This is a genomic window from Pseudoalteromonas sp. APC 3355, from assembly GCF_030407615.1.
GTDB classification, from domain to species: Bacteria; Pseudomonadota; Gammaproteobacteria; order Enterobacterales; family Alteromonadaceae; genus Pseudoalteromonas; species Pseudoalteromonas distincta.
Genome location: NZ_JASDDB010000015.1, coordinates 13,954 through 30,700, shown reverse-complemented (window position 1 = coordinate 30,700; position 16,747 = coordinate 13,954). Strand labels below are relative to the sequence as shown.

Below are 16,747 nucleotides of genomic sequence, written 5' to 3'. Positions count from 1 at the left end.
GGGCCTTGGTGTTAAGTGAGAAAAGTATGCAATCAATTCCGATGACAGTTCGTGGCGCAGATTTACTGCGCAAAGAGCTTAACGAATTAAAAACAGTTACCCGTCCAAAAATTATCGCCGACATTGCTGTTGCGCGTGAACACGGTGACTTAAAAGAAAACGCTGAGTACCACGCTGCACGTGAGCAACAGGGTTTTTGTGAAGGTCGTATTCAAGAAATTGAAGCTAAACTTTCAAATGTTCAGATAATCGACGTAACTAAAATGCCAAATACGGGCAAAGTTATTTTTGGTACTACCGTAACTATAGTAAATGTAGATACGGATGCTGAAGTAAAATACCGTATTGTAGGCGATGATGAAGCAGATATTAAAAACAACTTAATTTCTGTTAATTCACCGATTGCGCGTGGCTTAATTGGTAAACAAGTAGACGATGCAGTGTCTATCCAAACGCCAAAAGGTATCGTTGAGTACGAAATCATTGAAGTTGAGTATCTTTAACGCATAACTCACTTTAACGTTTTGAATAAAAACCGATGTATTTACATCGGTTTTTTTATGCCTTAAATAAATCACTATACTGATAAGGGTGTTCATATTGCATAAAGAGTAAACATGATGATATAGGTACATAATCACTTCATTAAAAGGAACACTCAATGGCTAATATACTTTACCCAGCGCCTTTAAAAGTAGGCTCTAAAATCGCTATTTGCTCGCTTTCATCTGGGCTAAAAGAAAAGTATCACGGACGATTAGATATTGTTATAAATGGACTAAAACAACGAGGGTATAATATTGTTGAAGGCGAGTTTTTACGTCAAAACAAACCACGTGAACAGCTTAATGCTAAAGCGCATGCTAAGCAGCTAATGGGTTTTTTATTAGATGATGAAATAGATGCGATTATGCCGCCAATGGGTGGTGAGCTGGCAATGGAAATACTGCCACTACTTGATTTTAACGCCATTAAAGAAGCAAAGCCTAAGTGGTTAGTTGGTTTTTCTGATGTGAGTACTATTGCATGTGCACTCACTGCTAAGTGCCAATGGGCAACCCTTCACAGCGCCAATCTTATGCAGTTACACCCAGATGAAAAAAATCCGTACAGCTTACAAATATTTGAAACTCTGACCTACGAAGCCGGTAGTAAATTTGAGCAAGGTCCTTCTTCTTTATACCAAAAAAATAAGCCTAATTACGCGCAAAATCCGAACGAATTACTCAGCCCGAGTGAGCCCACAAACTGGCAATGTTTAAACTACACAGATAAACGTACCATAGAAATGTCTGGTCGGTTATTTGGTGGGTGTTTAGATACCGTAGGTTTATTGCTCGACTCGCCATTTTTAGCGCTGCATGAGTTTAAAAAGGACAGTGCGCCCGAAGGGCTTATTTTATACCTCGAAAACTCAGAACTTACACCAACAACCGTTGCACGATTTTTACTGTCATTAAAATTAGCCGGAATATTTGATGACATCAATGGCTTGGTTTTAGGGCGAAGTGAAATAACACAAGGTCATTACGATGCCTTTGATTATCGCCATGCATTAGATGTAGCGCTAGGTGGGTGTTTATTTCCTGTAATTTTTGATGCCGATATAGGGCACGTTCAACCTAACTTAAATTTGGTCAATGGTGCTACCTGTACGCTAGTTGCTGATATAAACGAAGGTATAGTAGATCGCGCATCGTTAAATATTCAACTTTCGTAGTTTTTATTGTATTTAGTTTTGAAAAACAAATAAATACAAGCGTATAATATGCCTACAGTAAGTGCTAATGCTTACTGTAAATTCTCAGGGCGGGGTGAAATTCCCCACCGGCGGTATGTTTAATGTTTTTTATGACTTAAACGAGCCCGCGAGCGCTTTATTTAACTTATTTTAGGTTAAGTAAAGGTCAAGCAGATCTGGTGAGATGCCAGAGCCGACGGTTACAGTCCGGATGAAAGAGAATATGGCTTATTATACTAAAACCAATTTTATTAAAGACATGATCCTTGTATCGCGTTAAGTGAGCTATTTTTCTTTGCGCTATAATTAGTCACTAATTTAATGTTATTGGTATAACAGTGTGCGCTGCATTTTGCTGCGTGCTTTTTGTTATTTTATTTAAGCTGTTTTGGTAGTGATCGCTTTAAATTTAAGTGATGTATTACTGATCCTTTCACAGTCCTGAATCTATTATTTTTATTTGGAATATAATGATGATTCAGTCTCTACTTACTCAATTCGGCGAAAGCCATACCCGCGTACAAAGCGCAATCACTGCACTACAGCAAGGCCAAGGCGTACTTGTTGTTGATGATGAAAACCGTGAAAATGAAGGCGACTTTGTTTTTTCAGCTGAGCATTTAACGACTTCTCAAATGGCCGAAATGATCCGCGAAGGCAGCGGCATTGTTTGCTTATGCATGGGGGAGGAGCGCATTAAACAGCTCGACTTACCGCAAATGGTAGCTAACAATACGAGTCAAAATAACACCGCTTATACAGTCACTATTGAAGCTAAGCATGGCGTTACAACAGGCGTGTCTGCTGCTGATAGAGTAACTACTATAAAAGCAGCGACAGCGGATAATGCAAAACCAAGTGATTTATCGCGCCCAGGGCATGTATTTGGTTTAAAAGCACAAACGGGTGGCGTATTAGTTCGTCGTGGTCATACCGAAGCATCCGTTGATTTAATGCAACTAGCCGGCTTAAAACCATTTGGCGTAATTTGCGAACTAACAAATCCAGATGGTTCAATGGCGCGCTTACCTGAGGTGAGTGATTATGCTAATAAACATAGTATGGCCGTTGTTTCTATTGAAGATTTAGTGCAATACATTCAGGCTGCACAGCGCAAAGTAAGTTAAACTGCTTTAAAGCAAAAAAACCACTTATTTAAATAAGTGGTTTTTTAATATTGTTATCATTTAAGTTTATAACGTATTACTTATAAAACCTGAATAACTTGCTCTTTTGCTAAGCGAGATTTAGGTAATTTAGCATTATAATCTTCAGCGCTATCATGATAGCCAAGTACTAATGCCACGTCGCATACGTAACCATCAAGTTCTTTTTCAAAGACTTCGCCAATCAGCTCGGCATCTACGCCTTCCATTGGGGTTGAATCAATGCCTAAACGTGCAGCGGCATGCATAGTGTTACCCAGTGCAATGTAAGTTTGTGCTTTAGTCCACTCTTCATTAACGCCTTGCTCATCAGTATTCATATCAACAAACGCATAAGCACCAAAAGCTTGTTCGCGATTTTCTGCTTTAGTACGGCCATTTTTAATATCTGCATCAATAACTTGTGCGTAGTCATCGCGGGTATATTTAGGATTGTGAGCGAATAATATTATATGCGAAGCTGTTTTAATATGTGGCTGGTTAAACGCAAATTTATTAGCAAATGTACTATGCATACGCTCTTTAGCCTCATCTGATTCAATTACGATGAATTTCCAAGGCTGCGAGTTAATAGATGATGGAGATAGGCGCATAGCTTCGTAAATAACGGCTAAATCGTCTTGAGATACACGTTTCGTTGCATCGTAACGTTTTGCTGTGTAACGCTTTTCTAAGTCATTAATAATAGGGTGAGTCATTAGTTTCTCCATTGAGTAGGTGTTTTACCAGTATTTACTATGTTGAGTTAGTTTTAGTAAAAACAAACCCTTTTAAAAATTTATTACAAAAATAATATCGTGTTTTTAAGTCACTCTACTTATTTAATTCAATTGATATCTACGTAAAGTAAGGCCTATCAATATAGCTAGGTAAGGATAGTAGTGGATTATTACAATATGATAAACAGGTATATGGTTGAATCATTATCAAATATTATTAGGTAATCGTTTCTTTAATAAATATAAATACAGCCATAGCTGCCGCAAAATATTAGCTGAAGACGCCAATTGCATTGGCGCCTGTAATTAATTCAGGCAGCGCGTGTTTGGTATTTATAGAATCAAAAACCTTCCAATACTATTTTGCCAATAGAGCGACCGCCTTCAAGTTCTGCGTGTGCAATACGCAGGTTAGCCGCATTTATAACACCTAAGTTTTTACCAATCGTTGTTTGAATATGGCCCTGATCAATTAGCTCAGCAACATGATTTAATAACTTACTTTGTTCTATTAAGTCTTTTGCGTTAAACATTGAGCGGGCAAACATAAATTCCCAATGTAGCGATAAGCTCTTCATTTTTAATTTACTTACATCTAATGACTCAGGATCGTCAATCATTGCAATTTTACCAAATGGTGCAAGTACCTCTGTATACGCTTCAAAATAAGTATCAGTACTGTGCAGACTTGCTACATGTGTTACAGAACCAATATTTAATGCGTTAATTTGAGCCGGTAATGGTTTTGTATGGTCAACGACATAGTCTGCGCCTAGTTTTTTAACCCATGCTTGTGAGCTTTCACGCGATGCAGTGGCAATCACTGTTGCACCAGTAATCGCTTTAGCAAGCTGAATAAAAATAGAACCAACGCCGCCTGCGGCACCTGTTACTAAAATAACTTCGTCTGATTTTGTTGTTGAATCAGCTGCTTGTTTTACAATGTTTAAATGCTCAAATAATAATTCGTACGCTGTTATTGCAGTAAGGGGTAATGCAGCAGCTTCAGCATCGTTTAAGCTCTGCGGTTTAAATCCTACAATGCGCTCATCCACTAATTGAAATTCTGCATTACTACCTGGGCGAGTAATATCACCTGCGTAATAAACCGCATCGCCAGGTTTAAATGCCGTTACAGCATCGCCGATGGCAACCACTTCACCAACTGCATCCCAACCAATTACTTTTACTTCACCGTTTGTTGGTGGCATATATAGGCGCACTTTATAATCGGCAGGGTTAACTGCAATAGCTTTAACTTTAATTAATAAATCACGACCTGTTGCAACTGGCTGTGGTAATTCAACATCAATTAACGATTCAGGATTAGAAACAGGAAGAGATTTTTTATAACCAATGGCTTTCATAATAAGTGTCCTAATTTGTTTACATATAAGGTGCAAGCCATGCTTTGGCTAGCTGATGGATATATAGTAGACCTTGCTTTAATATAGATAAACCGCATAATTGTTGAATAATTATCAAATAAAAATAGATAATATGAACATAGAAGATTTAAAACTTATTTTAAAAGTAGCTGAGTTTAGAAGTATTACGCTCGCAGCTGCTAAGTTAGATATGCGTACAGCCACAGCAAGCGCTGCTATTAAACGTGTTGAGGCAGCCCTTGGTAGTGAGCTATTTGTTCGTACAACACGTCATTTAAGGTTATCGGCTGCTGGGGAGCGCTACATACCACAATGTGAGCAGGCTTTAGCTGTACTTGAGCTTGCAAAGCAAAATCTAAAAGGTGAGCATGACGAAATTGAAGGGGAGTTGCGCGTTGCCCTTTCATCTGACTTAGGCCGTAACTTAGTGATCCCATGGATTGATGAACTCATGGACACTTATCCAAAGCTAAGTTTAAGAACGCATATAAGTGATAGTAATATCGACTTTTACCGTGACTCAGTTGATATAGCGCTTCGTTATGGCTCGCCTAATGATGCTAGCGTTTATGGATTCAAAATTTGTAACGTACCGCGCTTGTTATGTGCAACTGACGAATATCTCTTACAAAACGGGGCTCCCATGCATCCCGATGATTTAGCGTCGCATCAAGGTTTGTTTTATCAGTTGCAGGATATTATAAATAATACGTGGGAATTCACCGATGGTGAGTCAAAATTTAAAGTTAAAATGAATGGCAGGCGCGCCTCAAACGATGGCGATTTAGTAAGGCGCTGGTGCGTTGCGGGTAAAGGCTTGGCTGTAAAATCAGCCCTTGATATAGCCGATGATTTACTCAATGACAGGGTGGTTACTGTAATGCAAAATTATCAACATGTTAATGGTGAACTTTGGCTTATTTGCCCAAGTAGGCAGTCAATAACCCCTGCGGTGCGTTTACTACGTGATGCATGCAGAGCAAAATCCCAAGCTATTTTGCAGCAGTTGGTAAAGAAAGGAATTATTGATAAAAGCGTACTGAGCTAATTAGTCTACTTAATAATGCCACCGGCTTAGAGCTGGTGGCATTTATCGTATTCGTTAACTTAGCTTTTTATTAAAAAACTCAACGGTACGTTGCCATGCAAGCTCGGCATTGTCTTTATCATATCGACCTGTAGAGTCGTTATGAAAACCATGATTTGCCCCTTTATACATATGCATAGTGTATTCAACATTATTAGCTTTTAAATCTTGTTCGTACTGTGGCCACGACGCGTTTACACGTTTATCCAGCTCACCTAATTGAATCATTAACGGTGCTTTAATATTTTTACGTAAACTTTCACTGGCGGGAGTGCCGTAAAAAGGCACGCCAGCGCTGATTAAATTACTATCAACTGCCGCTAAATAATTAACAATGTAGCCACCAAAACAAAAACCGACAGCGCCTAATTTACCGTTACTGTTAGCATGCGATTTTAAAAAGTGCGCTGCGGCAACAAAATCGTTTTGAATTTTAGCGCGATCCATGTTTTTTTGCATAGCGCGTCCTTCATCATCATTACCAGGGTAGCCACCCAGTGGAAATAGCGCATCGGGTGCAAATGCAATAAAGCCTACTTTAGCTAAGCGTCTTGCTACATCCTTTATGTAAGGGTTTAATCCACGGTTTTCGTGTATCACGAGTACAACGGGAAGCTTGCCTTCTATGTTTTTAGGGGTTGCTAAGTAACCTTTGCCTTTACCGTGCCCGTCTGGCGAATCGAATTCTTCGTATGTTGCTTTAATATCGTCGTCATTAAACGACACTTGTTCAGCCAATGCGTAATTAGGTAATAATACTGATGTAAGTACAGCCATCGAAAAGCCAAGTGCAGCAAGGCCACCGAGTTTTTTCATAAAAGTACGTCGGTCCATTAAACCGTGGGCGTATTCGTCATACCAATCAAAGGCTTCTTGAGGAATGTGATCAGAGGGGGATGTATTCATGGCTGTTCCTTAACTTTATTATGTCTATTTATTATTTAAATACCATAACGTATTAGGGATAAAAAACGAGCAATATTTCTCTCAATTATTATGATTGTTGCCAAAGTTATCCATCAAGCAAGGAAAGGAGCACATTCCTTTGTTGTGCGGATATTAAAGAAACCATTTCAAGATGATTTAAATCTTTTACCTCATAAATGCTCACTTTTGGGTTACTAAGAGTAAGCAACCCATTATATGGACTCACTTTGTCTGCATTACTTGAAAAGATGTAAGTTTGCCTTGCATGAGGGGTCTTATTTAGATTACTTAATATGTCGAGTTTATTAAGAGGTACTTTACTGTTTTCAATTACCTTAGCCGCGACTTCGTTTATATAATCATCACCTAACAGTTTGCTATAAACAGGGTATGATAATTTAGCAATTGTTCTTAGTGCGGCTTTAAAATTAATCATTGGAGCAAAAAGTATATGCTTATTAATATTGAGTTTGGTTGTGAGGTCGATGCTTGCAACTGCACCCATAGAGTAACTAAGCAATGAAATGTCGGTGTATTGGTGTTCATTTATATATTTTACTAATAAATCAAGGGAGTTTAAGCCATACTTAAATTCATCGTATTGATTACTTGCAGGCATCACTATTACATTCTTTCCAGTGATATGGCTAAGCCATCGGGCTTGCATGGTATAAACCAAACTATTTACGCCATATCCCGGAAAAATAATTAAAAGCCCATCGTTTGACTTAGTCGGTAAATTATCAGCATTGAGTTGATATTCAAAAGTATCGTCTTCAGTGCTTCCTTTACTAATTAAAGTTAATGTTAACGTATTGCCACTTAGTAGATAATTATCAATATCCTTAGGTGAAATAATCCTAAAATCAAGACAACCTATTTCGCTGTTGCAGTAATGGGTTTGTACTCCAGATAAAGCGATAGAGCTCTCAAATTCTTTAGGGAGAACTTTCTCCGGAGGCTTAGTTATTTGATAAGCAATATAGCTCTGGCAACCACTTAAAAAAATAACTAAAGAAATAATCAGTATGTATAAGCGCATTAAAGTCCCTTTAATTTTCAAGCTAAAATTTTTATTGATTAATTAATGCCTGATATCCCTTCATCTACGCCGATTAAAAAGTCGAGCCCTACAAACGCAAACGATATTGCAACGGCGCCTAATAGCATTAAGTTGCGGTTATTCTTTTTGTAGCCAAGAGTGGTTAATACAGCAAAAACAATAAATAAAATAAGTTGAATTGTGCCCATCATTATTCCTTTTGAGGGTTATATTTATAGAGTTAAACTATCAGTAAGATAAAGACTTAGCAAATAGGTGAATATTATTTTTAAGCTAAAAATAAAAAGCTCGGCATATAATATGCCGAGCTTTTTTGGTTGGGATGTTACTTAATTTAGCTATTAGTAGGCGCTGGTTGGGCATCTACTAGTGGCGGCTTGCCACGCATTTTACGTACTAATCGTTTAGCATCTTCTAGTGCAACATACTGGCACGGTATAAGTATCAGTGTAATTACTGTGGCAAATAACACACCAAAAGCAAGTGATACAGCCATTGGGATAACAATTTTAGCTTGTAAACTCGTTTCAAAAATAATTGGCATTACACCAATAAAGGTAGTGATTGAGGTGAGTAGTATTGCCCTAAAGCGACGAGCACCGGCTTGTACTACTGCATCTTTAATTGCAACACCTTCGGCGCGGGCTTTATTTACAAAATCAACCATAACGAGGGAGTCATTTACAACCACACCCGCTACAGCAATAATGCCAAACATAGATAAGCTGCTCATAGTCATACCTAAAATCATATGGCCAAACATCGCGCCAACTACACCAAACGGAATAACCGACATTATAATAAGTGGCTGCGAGTAAGAGCGAAGCGGAATCGCTAACAAGGCAAATATAATCATCATTGATATACCAAAGTCACGAAGCTGTTCTGAAGCGCTATCCATCTCTTCTTGAATGCGCCCAGCTACATCACTTGTAACGCCAGGGTAGCTCTTAAGTAATGTTGGTAAGTATTCATCACGAATTTCCTCAGCTATCGCAAATGGTTCGGCTTTGTCGGTATTTACCGCAGCCCATACGTTTACAGTGCGTTTAGAGTTTTCGCGGCGAATACGGTTAACACCGTCAACCAGCTTAACTTCGGCTACTTCACTTAGCGGTACTTCAGCGCCTGTAGGTGTAATAATACGCACGCTTGCTATGTCACTTATTGAATTACGTTCGTCTTCTGGATAGCGAATCATGACTTTAATTTCTTCGCCTTCACGCAATATTCGCTGCGCTTCTAAGCCGTAGTAACTAAAGCTAACTTGCGACGCTACATCAGCAAGCGTTAATCCCATGCTGTAAGCGAGTGGTTTTAAATCAAGTTGCACTTCGTCGGTAGCGCTTTGCATTGAATCGTTTACGTCGCCAACACCTTCCATTGTTTGTAATTTAGCTTTTAATTTACCAGCCACTTCTTTTAGCTCGTCAGCATTTTTGCCTTCAAGTTTAAAGCTAACGTCGCCATCATCTCGACCGCCATTCATTATACTGTCTTGAATGGTCATGGTTTTAATGCCGGGCAGAGCGGGCATTTGCTCACGCCATAACGCACTTAGGGCAAAGGTATCGATAGGGCGTAAATCAGGCTCTACCAAAATGGCCATAATATTTGCTTGCGTTCGTCCGCGCAGACTTACCGATAAATCGCGGATCATCGGTTTACCGTATTGCTCTTGTAGTTGCTGATCGACCTTTAACAACACGCTTTCTATTTTACGTGCGGTTTCAAGTGTTGCTTGCTCAGATGAGGCAAGGTTCATTTCTATATCAATACGCGGAAAGTCGTGCGGTATTTTAGGGTTTGGTACAAACTTAACTAAACCACCTGCAAACATACCTGCGCTTACAATAAGCAAACACATAAAGCCGACAATCACTGTATAGCGATAATGAATACAGCGGCTAACAAAAGGAAGGTAGTAGTTATTCACAAAGCCTTTTAAACCACTATCAATCACCATACGTAAGCGATGTAATAGGTTTTTAGGATTTGGTTTACGCGGATTCATTGCTGCAATATGCGCAGGTAAAATTAGTTTTGATTCAATGAGTGAAAAAATCAAACATAAAATAATAACGCCACCAATGGCCTTAGAAAAAGCAGCGCCAGGGCCGGTTGCGAGTGTTTGTGGTAAAAATGCCGCAATTGTGGTTAGCACACCAAAGGTTGCTGGCATCGCAACGCGTTTTACACCACGTACAACGTTATCAAGTGTATGGCCGTGTTTTTCTATTTCGGCACTGGCTGATTCGCCCACAACTATGGCGTCATCAACAACAATCCCGAGTACAAGTATAAAGGCAAAAAGAGAGGCTAGGTTAATTGTTACATCTAAAAAGCCAATAGGCATAAACAAAAAGGCGCCCAGAAAAGACACTGGTAAACCCATCATTACCCAAAATGCTAAGCGTAGCGGTAAAAATAGTGCCAGCACTATCATTACTAACAAGCCACCCCAAATCATGTTATCGACCATCATATCGAGTCGACCTTCAAGGTAGTAAGTTAAATCAACAATAGGAGAGAGCTTAACGCCTGCAGGTAAAAGTGGCTCTTTAGTTGCCATGTAGCTTTTAAGTACTTTTGCTACATCGGTAATGTCTTGATCTTTTGATGCGTTTACTTCAAACGAGAGTGAATTTTTACCGTTGTATTTTGAATATTGTAGACCTTCTTCAAAGCCATCATTAATAGTTGCAACATCGCCTAAATAAATTTGTGCGCCATCAGCAAGGGTAATAAGTGGCAGTTTTTCAAACTCAAAACCACGGTAGGCTTGTTTTTCAACACGCATCGAAATATAACCATTTTCAGAGCGTATTTGTCCCGCCGACATATTTGCCGAAAAGTTTTGCACCGCGCCTGCAATATCTCTAAATGTTAAGCCATATTCGCGCAGTTTATCGGGGCTGACTTCTATACCAATTTCGTATTCTAAGCCGCCGTTAAAATTAACAAGGTTAACGTGAGGCAGTGCTTGTAACTCGTCTTTTATATCGTTGCCAAGCTCTTTTAACTGGTAATTACTCATGTCGCCGTAAAGCGCGAGTATCATTACCTCTTGCTCAAACTTATCGCGGCGCACAACAGGGCGCTCCATCCCCGCAGGAAAGGTGTTTATTGAATCAACTTGTACTTTAATTTCATCAAGTACTTCTTGTGGATTGTATTGTTCTTCTATTTCAATCCACGCTTGTGAAAAACCACGGTTAGAGTACGTAATTAGGCGTTTAATGCCTTCAATACCTTCGAGGTTTTCTTCAACTTTTATGGTTATGCCTTCTTCAACCTCTTGCGGGGCTGCACCTGGGTAAACCGCTTGTACGCTTATCCAGTTGCTTTCAAACTGTGGGAACATTTGTTTGCGAATGGTCATCGCCATTAAAATACCGCCCACTAATATAAATATCATTAGTAGGTTAGCAGCAACGGGATTTCGGGCAAACCATGCAATTAACCCTGTTTCACGAGTGTTCATGATTATTCCTCTTTCAGCGCAAGTTGAGTTACATCAGTTTTATCAGGCGCAATATCTTCAATTTTTACTGCCATACCTTCAGTTGGGTATTCAAGCGCTGAGGTAACAATTTGCTCGCCATTTTTTAACCCTTGGCTGGCTATAATCATGCCGTTTTGTTCGCGTATAATATTGAGAGTTTTAAACGACAATGTTAAATCGTCATTTAAAATTACAATTTTATTATCTTTAACTAAGTGGTGCGCAACAATAATTGCGTTATCAAGCGGGCGACCTTCAATGGTAGCGTTAATGTACGAACCAAAACGAAGAGGACGTGTTTTATCGCCATAAGGTGTTGCAAGTTGTGCAACCAAGTAGCTCATACGGCTTGTTTGATCAACCACACCTTCGGTGCGAATTACTTTGGCTTGCCACATTGTTTGCTTACCCGCGTATTCTGCGTTAAATGTAACATTTGAACCTACGCCGCCATTTTTTAAATATTGCAGTTCTTGATCGGCAACCGGTAAACGTACCTCTGCAACTGAGGTTGCGCTTAGTGCGCCAAAACTATTACCTGGGTTTACTACTGAACCCAAGCTAATTGTGCGCTCATTAATAATGGCATCATAAGGGGCTTTAATATAAGTACGCTCAAGATTGCGGCTAGCACGCTTAACACTTGCTTGAGCAGAGCGGTAACGCGCTAATTTTTCTGCCAGCTGTGGTTTTCGTAAATAAAGTTCTGATGCGATAGCGTCGCTTGAGTCTGACTTAATGCGCTCCCACTCAGCTTGAGCGACATGTGCTTGCGCGCGTTCTATTTCAAGTGCTGAGCTTGCTTGTGCTAAACCCGCTTGCGCTTCAATAAAGTCTGCCTCGTAATCATTTGCATCAATTCGTGCTAAAATATCGCCTTGCTTTACAAACGCGCCTTCAACAAATTGATCTGATACCGAAATAACTTGCCCGCTAACTTGTGCTATTAGCTCGGTACGATACTTTGGTTTAACAATGCCGTACGATTTAACATCGAGCGTTATAGAATCTAAAAGTACGCTTTGTGTTGCTACTAAAGGACGTAAATCTTGCTCTGGCTTTTCTTCGGGTGGTTTTTTCATTGCCATAAAGGCGAAAGCTAAAGCAATACCGCCTGCTAAAACAGCGATTGGGAGTATTATTTGTTTTGTAGTAGCCACAAGGCATTCCTTCATAATTGGTGGTGACAGAGCAATAATACGCAATAAAGTGTTTACAAGCTGTTTTAAGATGTAACAAAGCATTACATGTGTGTGTTACAACTCACTATGTGACTAATTAAGTTCCTAAAAAGAAATTAAAGTAAGTGTTTTTTATACAGAGGAAATTATGAAAACCGAATCGATGAATTGCAGGCTAGGCTGCGGCGCATGTTGTATTGCGCCAAGTATTAGTTCGCCTATTCCAGGTATGCCAAATGGTAAAAAAGCCGGAGAGCGTTGTATTCAGCTAGATGAACGTAATTTATGTAAGTTATTTGGTGATGAAAGTCGACCTAAAGTATGTAGTGATTTTAGCGCCACATTTGATGTTTGCGGATCAACAAATGCACAGGCTCTAGCGCTTATTACAGAGCTTGAAGAGCTAACTTAGTGAGCTCTTGAAATACACATATATTTACAAATGAAAAAAGTGTGCTGTAAAATGATTAACTAATTTAGTAGGGAGACTCTTGGTTAACTGGATTTGCCGAAGTTATTCAGCTTTATAAGGAAATATTGCATCAAAGTCGATTATTCAAAGTATTCATTAGATGAACTACTCGAAGCAAAAAAGAGTATTGATAAAGTAAAATACGCAGAGAATTTTAATGCGCTAATGATTGAGTTTTCTCGTAGAGAAACTGAAATAAATGCGCGTAAAAGTGAGGCTAAATCTGCGATAGCAGCCAAACAAGTTATTTTAAAAACCACCTGCACAGCAAAGCGTATCCTTGGTTTGTTCTTATTTGGCCTAATTTTTGGCTTTCCTGTAGGATTTTCCATAGTTCCCGATACACTTGATGGCTCTGATGTGTTTTTTTCTTTGCTATTAATGAGCATGTCAGGCGGGCTACTATTTCACTCATTTAACAGTGGCTGGACTTTTGGAGGAAACTGCAACTTAGATATTACTGAAGATCCTATTATGTTTACCGTTGCACAGCTAATTTATGCATGGCTTTTAGGTTTCTCTTTCATCGTTTTCGTACTCGCAGTCTCTTTATAAGTTAAATTTATTGGGTACCTACTTTTGTAAGCAGGTACCTAATGAATAAATTCCTAAAACTTTAATTACCAGCTATACGTTGCGCTTAGCGTGTATTGCTCACCACGCCCTGGTGTACCTGGTATCTCTTCAAACGATTCACCCCATAAGTTATCTGCCGCTAAGGTGATAAATAAATTACTCAACTGTGGCGGCGTTATTTTAAGCGTTAGCTGGGTAAATAACGCGTTGTCTTTGCCGTTTCTAAGTGAATTTTTGTGTTGTGTACGCCATTCGTTATCTATTCTAAATTCTAAAATATCAGTTGGGTTGTACACAGCGCCAAGTGTTAAACGGTGATCAGGAAAGTTTAACGCGTAAAAGCTGGCATCAATATCGACTGCGCCGTAGTTTTCTGATTTATGTAAATAGGTGTAGCTTGCTATAAGCTTTGCTGTATCAAAGTGCTTAGTCGCTAAAAATTCAACCCCTGCAGTATCAATATCAACTGGGTTTGCAAAGCGCGCTGAGGTTGAATCAAAATTAAAGGTCCAATCGGTCAAGTTATTATCTTTTCGATAAAAAATAGCCGAGTTTAACTGCCAGCTTTGTTCTTCAAGTAATAAACCTAGCTCCAAGTTTGATGTGGTTTCGCGCTCAAGGTTGTAGTTACTTCTAAATAACCCGCCAGAGTCGCTGCCGCCAATGGCTGTGTAGCCTGCAACTTGACTCGCCTCTGCGTACGATAAATAAAACGTGCGCTCAAAACCTTTGCTGTTTTGTGTATTAAGGGTTATATCACCAATAAGTGACAGTTCAGAGTCGTCTCTATTTGTATCGTCAAACGCAGCACCTAAACGAAAGGTAAGTTGTTTATTATCCTCAAGCGCCATTTTGTATTCAGGCAATACGCTTAATTTATAATACTTACGAGAGGTAAAGTTGTTTTCAAGCGTGGTAGATTCAATTGAGTCGTCAATAAACTGTGTAGAGTAATTTATTGCCAGTGCATCGCTTTGTGCATGGCGACCCGAAAGTCCAAACGATTTAACTTCGCTTTTATGAAAAGCTTCAAATGCACTAGGATTTTCGCGCGAGTAAATATAGTGATCGTCATGGGTACGATAATAAGCAGATACTTCAAAGTTGCTGTTATCAGCGTAGTTTTGCTTGTGATTAAGCATCCAAAGACGGGTTTCTAAATCTTCAGTTTCGTTAACGCCAAAAGGGGTGTACAAGTTAGGCCAGCCAAAAAACTTATCTTGTGAGCCAAAAAACAAATCTGTTTGGCTGTGCTCGCTTACTAATTGCACGCGAGCTGAGGCGCGCGAAAAGTCATGATCGCCATTATCAATGGTGCCATCACTTTGCGAATGAGAATACTCACCTTCAAAGCCCAGAGTATAGTTAGCTAAGCTATCAAGTTGTGTGTTTTTAGCAGCGTGAATACTTTGCAGATTAAAGTCGTTTGTACCAGTACCAAGAGATACACTACCGCCGGTAATAATCGGTTTCCAACCAAACGAAACTGTACCTACAGAGCTATTCATACCGTAAAGTGCGTTATCGGCACCAGTTAAAACATCTGGGCCGGTTAGCATTTGCGGTGCAATGGGTATTTCAGCAAAATAATGGCCAGATTGCGGGTCAAGCAGGGTAGCGCTTCCTACCCTAAAACCGGTGTTTTCGAAAATACCGCCGCGTATAGTTACATCAGCCTGCGCCTCAGCCATATTACGCGATTGTAAATCAACACGGGGGTCATATTCTAAATTAGAAATAGGCGAGTCGAATGTACCTACTGGCAACTTATTTGCAGTGGGTGAGGCCTCAACCGTTATTTTCTCGATTGCCGACTCATCAGATAGCGTATTAGCATTGGCAAATGCAGTAACGCTGCATAATATTGCAGGTATTATAATGTGTGGTGTGCGATTCATGTGTTTCTCGTCATTTTTTATTTGTAGCTGCGGTTACAATTAATTTCAAAGCTTATATTTGAGCATGATAAAATAACTAGATGTAACAGCAGTCATTTTGTGCGCGATTGTACATTAATTTGTTAATAACTGCATTTGATAACCATTTACGTAATACCGACTTTATTAAAAACATGATCATCCTATCGCATTAAATAGCGCACTCACTGCGTTAAAAATTATTTATATAGAACAACTATATGTCATAATTTTCGCCTTGTTATTGCGCTATTTTCTTGGCGCTATAATAGAACACTATTTTAATGCAATCGGTATAATTACTTATTAGGTAACATTTATAATGGATACGACACAACAAAATACAATTTACTTTGCTGGTGGCTGCCTGTGGGGCGTACAAGAATTTTTAAAGCACTTACCAGGCGTAATAAGCACTGAAGCAGGGCGCGCTAATGGTACAAGCAAAACCACTGACGGCGAATACGATGGTTATGCCGAATGCGTAAAAGTCATTTTTGATTTAAAAGTCGTTAGCCTAAATAAGCTGTATGACTACTTTTTTGAAATTATTGACCCATACAGTATTAATAAACAAGGGGATGACGTAGGCCCTAAATACCGCACTGCCATTTATAGCAAAAACCAAAGCCATTTAGATGCAGCAAGCAATTATATAAACAAGCGCAGTGATGCCGATAAAATTGTGGTAGGGGTAGAGCTGCTAACTAACTACGTGCCAAGCGATCCTGAGCATCAAGACCGACTAACTAATCACCCTGATGATTACTGCCATATACCGCTTGAGTTACTGCATAAGTATAAATCGTAAATTTGAGTAGGGTAAGCGCACAAAGATAAGTAATTAGAAGCTATCGCTTCTCGCGTAAGCAAGCTTAGCGCCTACGGGTAAAGTTTGACGCGGTGTTTTTTGTAGACGTGCAGCTTGCTGACGTGACGAGCGCAGCTCGTAATTTAAGGTTGAATATAGCGTTAGGTAAAGGTAAGTGATTAGAAGCTATCGCTT

Annotated in this window: 15 protein-coding genes and 1 riboswitch; of the genes, 7 read left to right on the top strand and 8 right to left on the bottom strand. The window is 39.4% G+C overall.

Annotated elements, in window-relative coordinates:
- Nucleotides 1–26 precede the first annotated feature (26 nt).
- From greA to ribB, 3 genes are all read left to right on the top strand, one after another.
- Entirely contained in the window at nucleotides 27–503 is a 477-nt protein-coding gene (gene greA / locus QMA08_RS17055) for a transcription elongation factor GreA (protein WP_004335404.1), read from the top strand.
- Nucleotides 504–661: 158 nt separating this feature from the next.
- Nucleotides 662–1,720 (top strand): S66 peptidase family protein, encoded by a 1,059-nt coding sequence (locus QMA08_RS17050; RefSeq protein ID WP_290175025.1) that lies wholly within the window; start codon nucleotides 662–664, stop codon nucleotides 1,718–1,720.
- Nucleotides 1,721–1,796: 76 nt separating this feature from the next.
- A riboswitch (FMN riboswitch) is annotated at nucleotides 1,797–1,968 on the top strand.
- 246 nt (nucleotides 1,969–2,214) lie between these two features.
- Complete coding sequence (ribB, locus tag QMA08_RS17045; protein ID WP_138490023.1) at nucleotides 2,215–2,868, top strand: 3,4-dihydroxy-2-butanone-4-phosphate synthase; 654 nt, start codon at nucleotides 2,215–2,217, stop codon at nucleotides 2,866–2,868.
- An 80-nt stretch (nucleotides 2,869–2,948) separates the two neighbouring features.
- On the opposite strand, the gene QMA08_RS17040 is transcribed toward ribB, so the two are convergent.
- Together QMA08_RS17040 and QMA08_RS17035 are read right to left on the bottom strand one after the other, a co-directional pair.
- On the bottom strand, nucleotides 2,949–3,605 hold the full coding sequence (locus QMA08_RS17040; RefSeq protein WP_004335410.1) for a nitroreductase family protein: 657 nt from the start codon (nucleotides 3,603–3,605) through the stop codon (nucleotides 2,949–2,951).
- 362 nt (nucleotides 3,606–3,967) lie between these two features.
- Complete coding sequence (locus QMA08_RS17035; RefSeq protein WP_290175024.1) at nucleotides 3,968–4,993, bottom strand: zinc-binding alcohol dehydrogenase family protein; 1,026 nt, start codon at nucleotides 4,991–4,993, stop codon at nucleotides 3,968–3,970.
- Between the two features lie 133 nt (nucleotides 4,994–5,126).
- On the opposite strand from QMA08_RS17035, the gene QMA08_RS17030 reads away from it, so the two are divergent.
- Entirely contained in the window at nucleotides 5,127–6,062 is a 936-nt protein-coding gene (locus QMA08_RS17030; protein ID WP_290175023.1) for a LysR family transcriptional regulator, read from the top strand.
- A gap of 54 nt (nucleotides 6,063–6,116) precedes the next feature.
- On the opposite strand, the gene QMA08_RS17025 is transcribed toward QMA08_RS17030, so the two are convergent.
- From QMA08_RS17025 to QMA08_RS17005, 5 genes are all read right to left on the bottom strand, one after another.
- Nucleotides 6,117–7,007 (bottom strand): dienelactone hydrolase family protein, encoded by an 891-nt coding sequence (locus QMA08_RS17025; RefSeq protein WP_290175022.1) that lies wholly within the window; start codon nucleotides 7,005–7,007, stop codon nucleotides 6,117–6,119.
- Between the two features lie 106 nt (nucleotides 7,008–7,113).
- Nucleotides 7,114–8,070: an alpha/beta hydrolase gene (locus QMA08_RS17020; RefSeq protein WP_290175021.1), complete on the bottom strand. Its 957-nt coding sequence runs from the start codon at nucleotides 8,068–8,070 to the stop codon at nucleotides 7,114–7,116.
- Nucleotides 8,071–8,108: 38 nt separating this feature from the next.
- A complete protein-coding gene (locus tag QMA08_RS17015) occupies nucleotides 8,109–8,279 on the bottom strand; it encodes a hypothetical protein (protein ID WP_004335422.1) in 171 nt (56 codons plus the stop codon).
- Between the two features lie 146 nt (nucleotides 8,280–8,425).
- The gene (locus QMA08_RS17010; protein ID WP_290175020.1) at nucleotides 8,426–11,575 is read right to left on the bottom strand and encodes an efflux RND transporter permease subunit; all 3,150 of its coding nucleotides are present in this window, start codon (nucleotides 11,573–11,575) and stop codon (nucleotides 8,426–8,428) included.
- A gap of 2 nt (nucleotides 11,576–11,577) precedes the next feature.
- Nucleotides 11,578–12,756 carry an efflux RND transporter periplasmic adaptor subunit gene (locus QMA08_RS17005; RefSeq protein WP_004335425.1) on the bottom strand — a complete coding sequence of 393 codons (1,179 nt, stop codon included), beginning with the start codon at nucleotides 12,754–12,756 and terminating at the stop codon, nucleotides 11,578–11,580.
- 169 nt (nucleotides 12,757–12,925) lie between these two features.
- Between QMA08_RS17005 and QMA08_RS17000 the strand changes: the two genes are divergently transcribed.
- Together QMA08_RS17000 and QMA08_RS16995 are read left to right on the top strand one after the other, a co-directional pair.
- Nucleotides 12,926–13,189, top strand: coding sequence for a YkgJ family cysteine cluster protein (locus QMA08_RS17000; protein WP_008134548.1), 264 nt, complete (start codon nucleotides 12,926–12,928; stop codon nucleotides 13,187–13,189).
- Between the two features lie 93 nt (nucleotides 13,190–13,282).
- The gene (locus QMA08_RS16995; protein WP_290175019.1) at nucleotides 13,283–13,804 is read left to right on the top strand and encodes a hypothetical protein; all 522 of its coding nucleotides are present in this window, start codon (nucleotides 13,283–13,285) and stop codon (nucleotides 13,802–13,804) included.
- A gap of 65 nt (nucleotides 13,805–13,869) precedes the next feature.
- Here QMA08_RS16995 and QMA08_RS16990 read toward each other — a convergent pair whose 3' ends face one another.
- The gene (locus tag QMA08_RS16990) at nucleotides 13,870–15,723 is read right to left on the bottom strand and encodes a TonB-dependent receptor (RefSeq protein WP_290175018.1); all 1,854 of its coding nucleotides are present in this window, start codon (nucleotides 15,721–15,723) and stop codon (nucleotides 13,870–13,872) included.
- Nucleotides 15,724–16,063: 340 nt separating this feature from the next.
- On the opposite strand from QMA08_RS16990, the gene QMA08_RS16985 reads away from it, so the two are divergent.
- Entirely contained in the window at nucleotides 16,064–16,552 is a 489-nt protein-coding gene (locus QMA08_RS16985; RefSeq protein WP_182715797.1) for a peptide-methionine (S)-S-oxide reductase, read from the top strand.
- Nucleotides 16,553–16,747 lie beyond the last annotated feature (195 nt).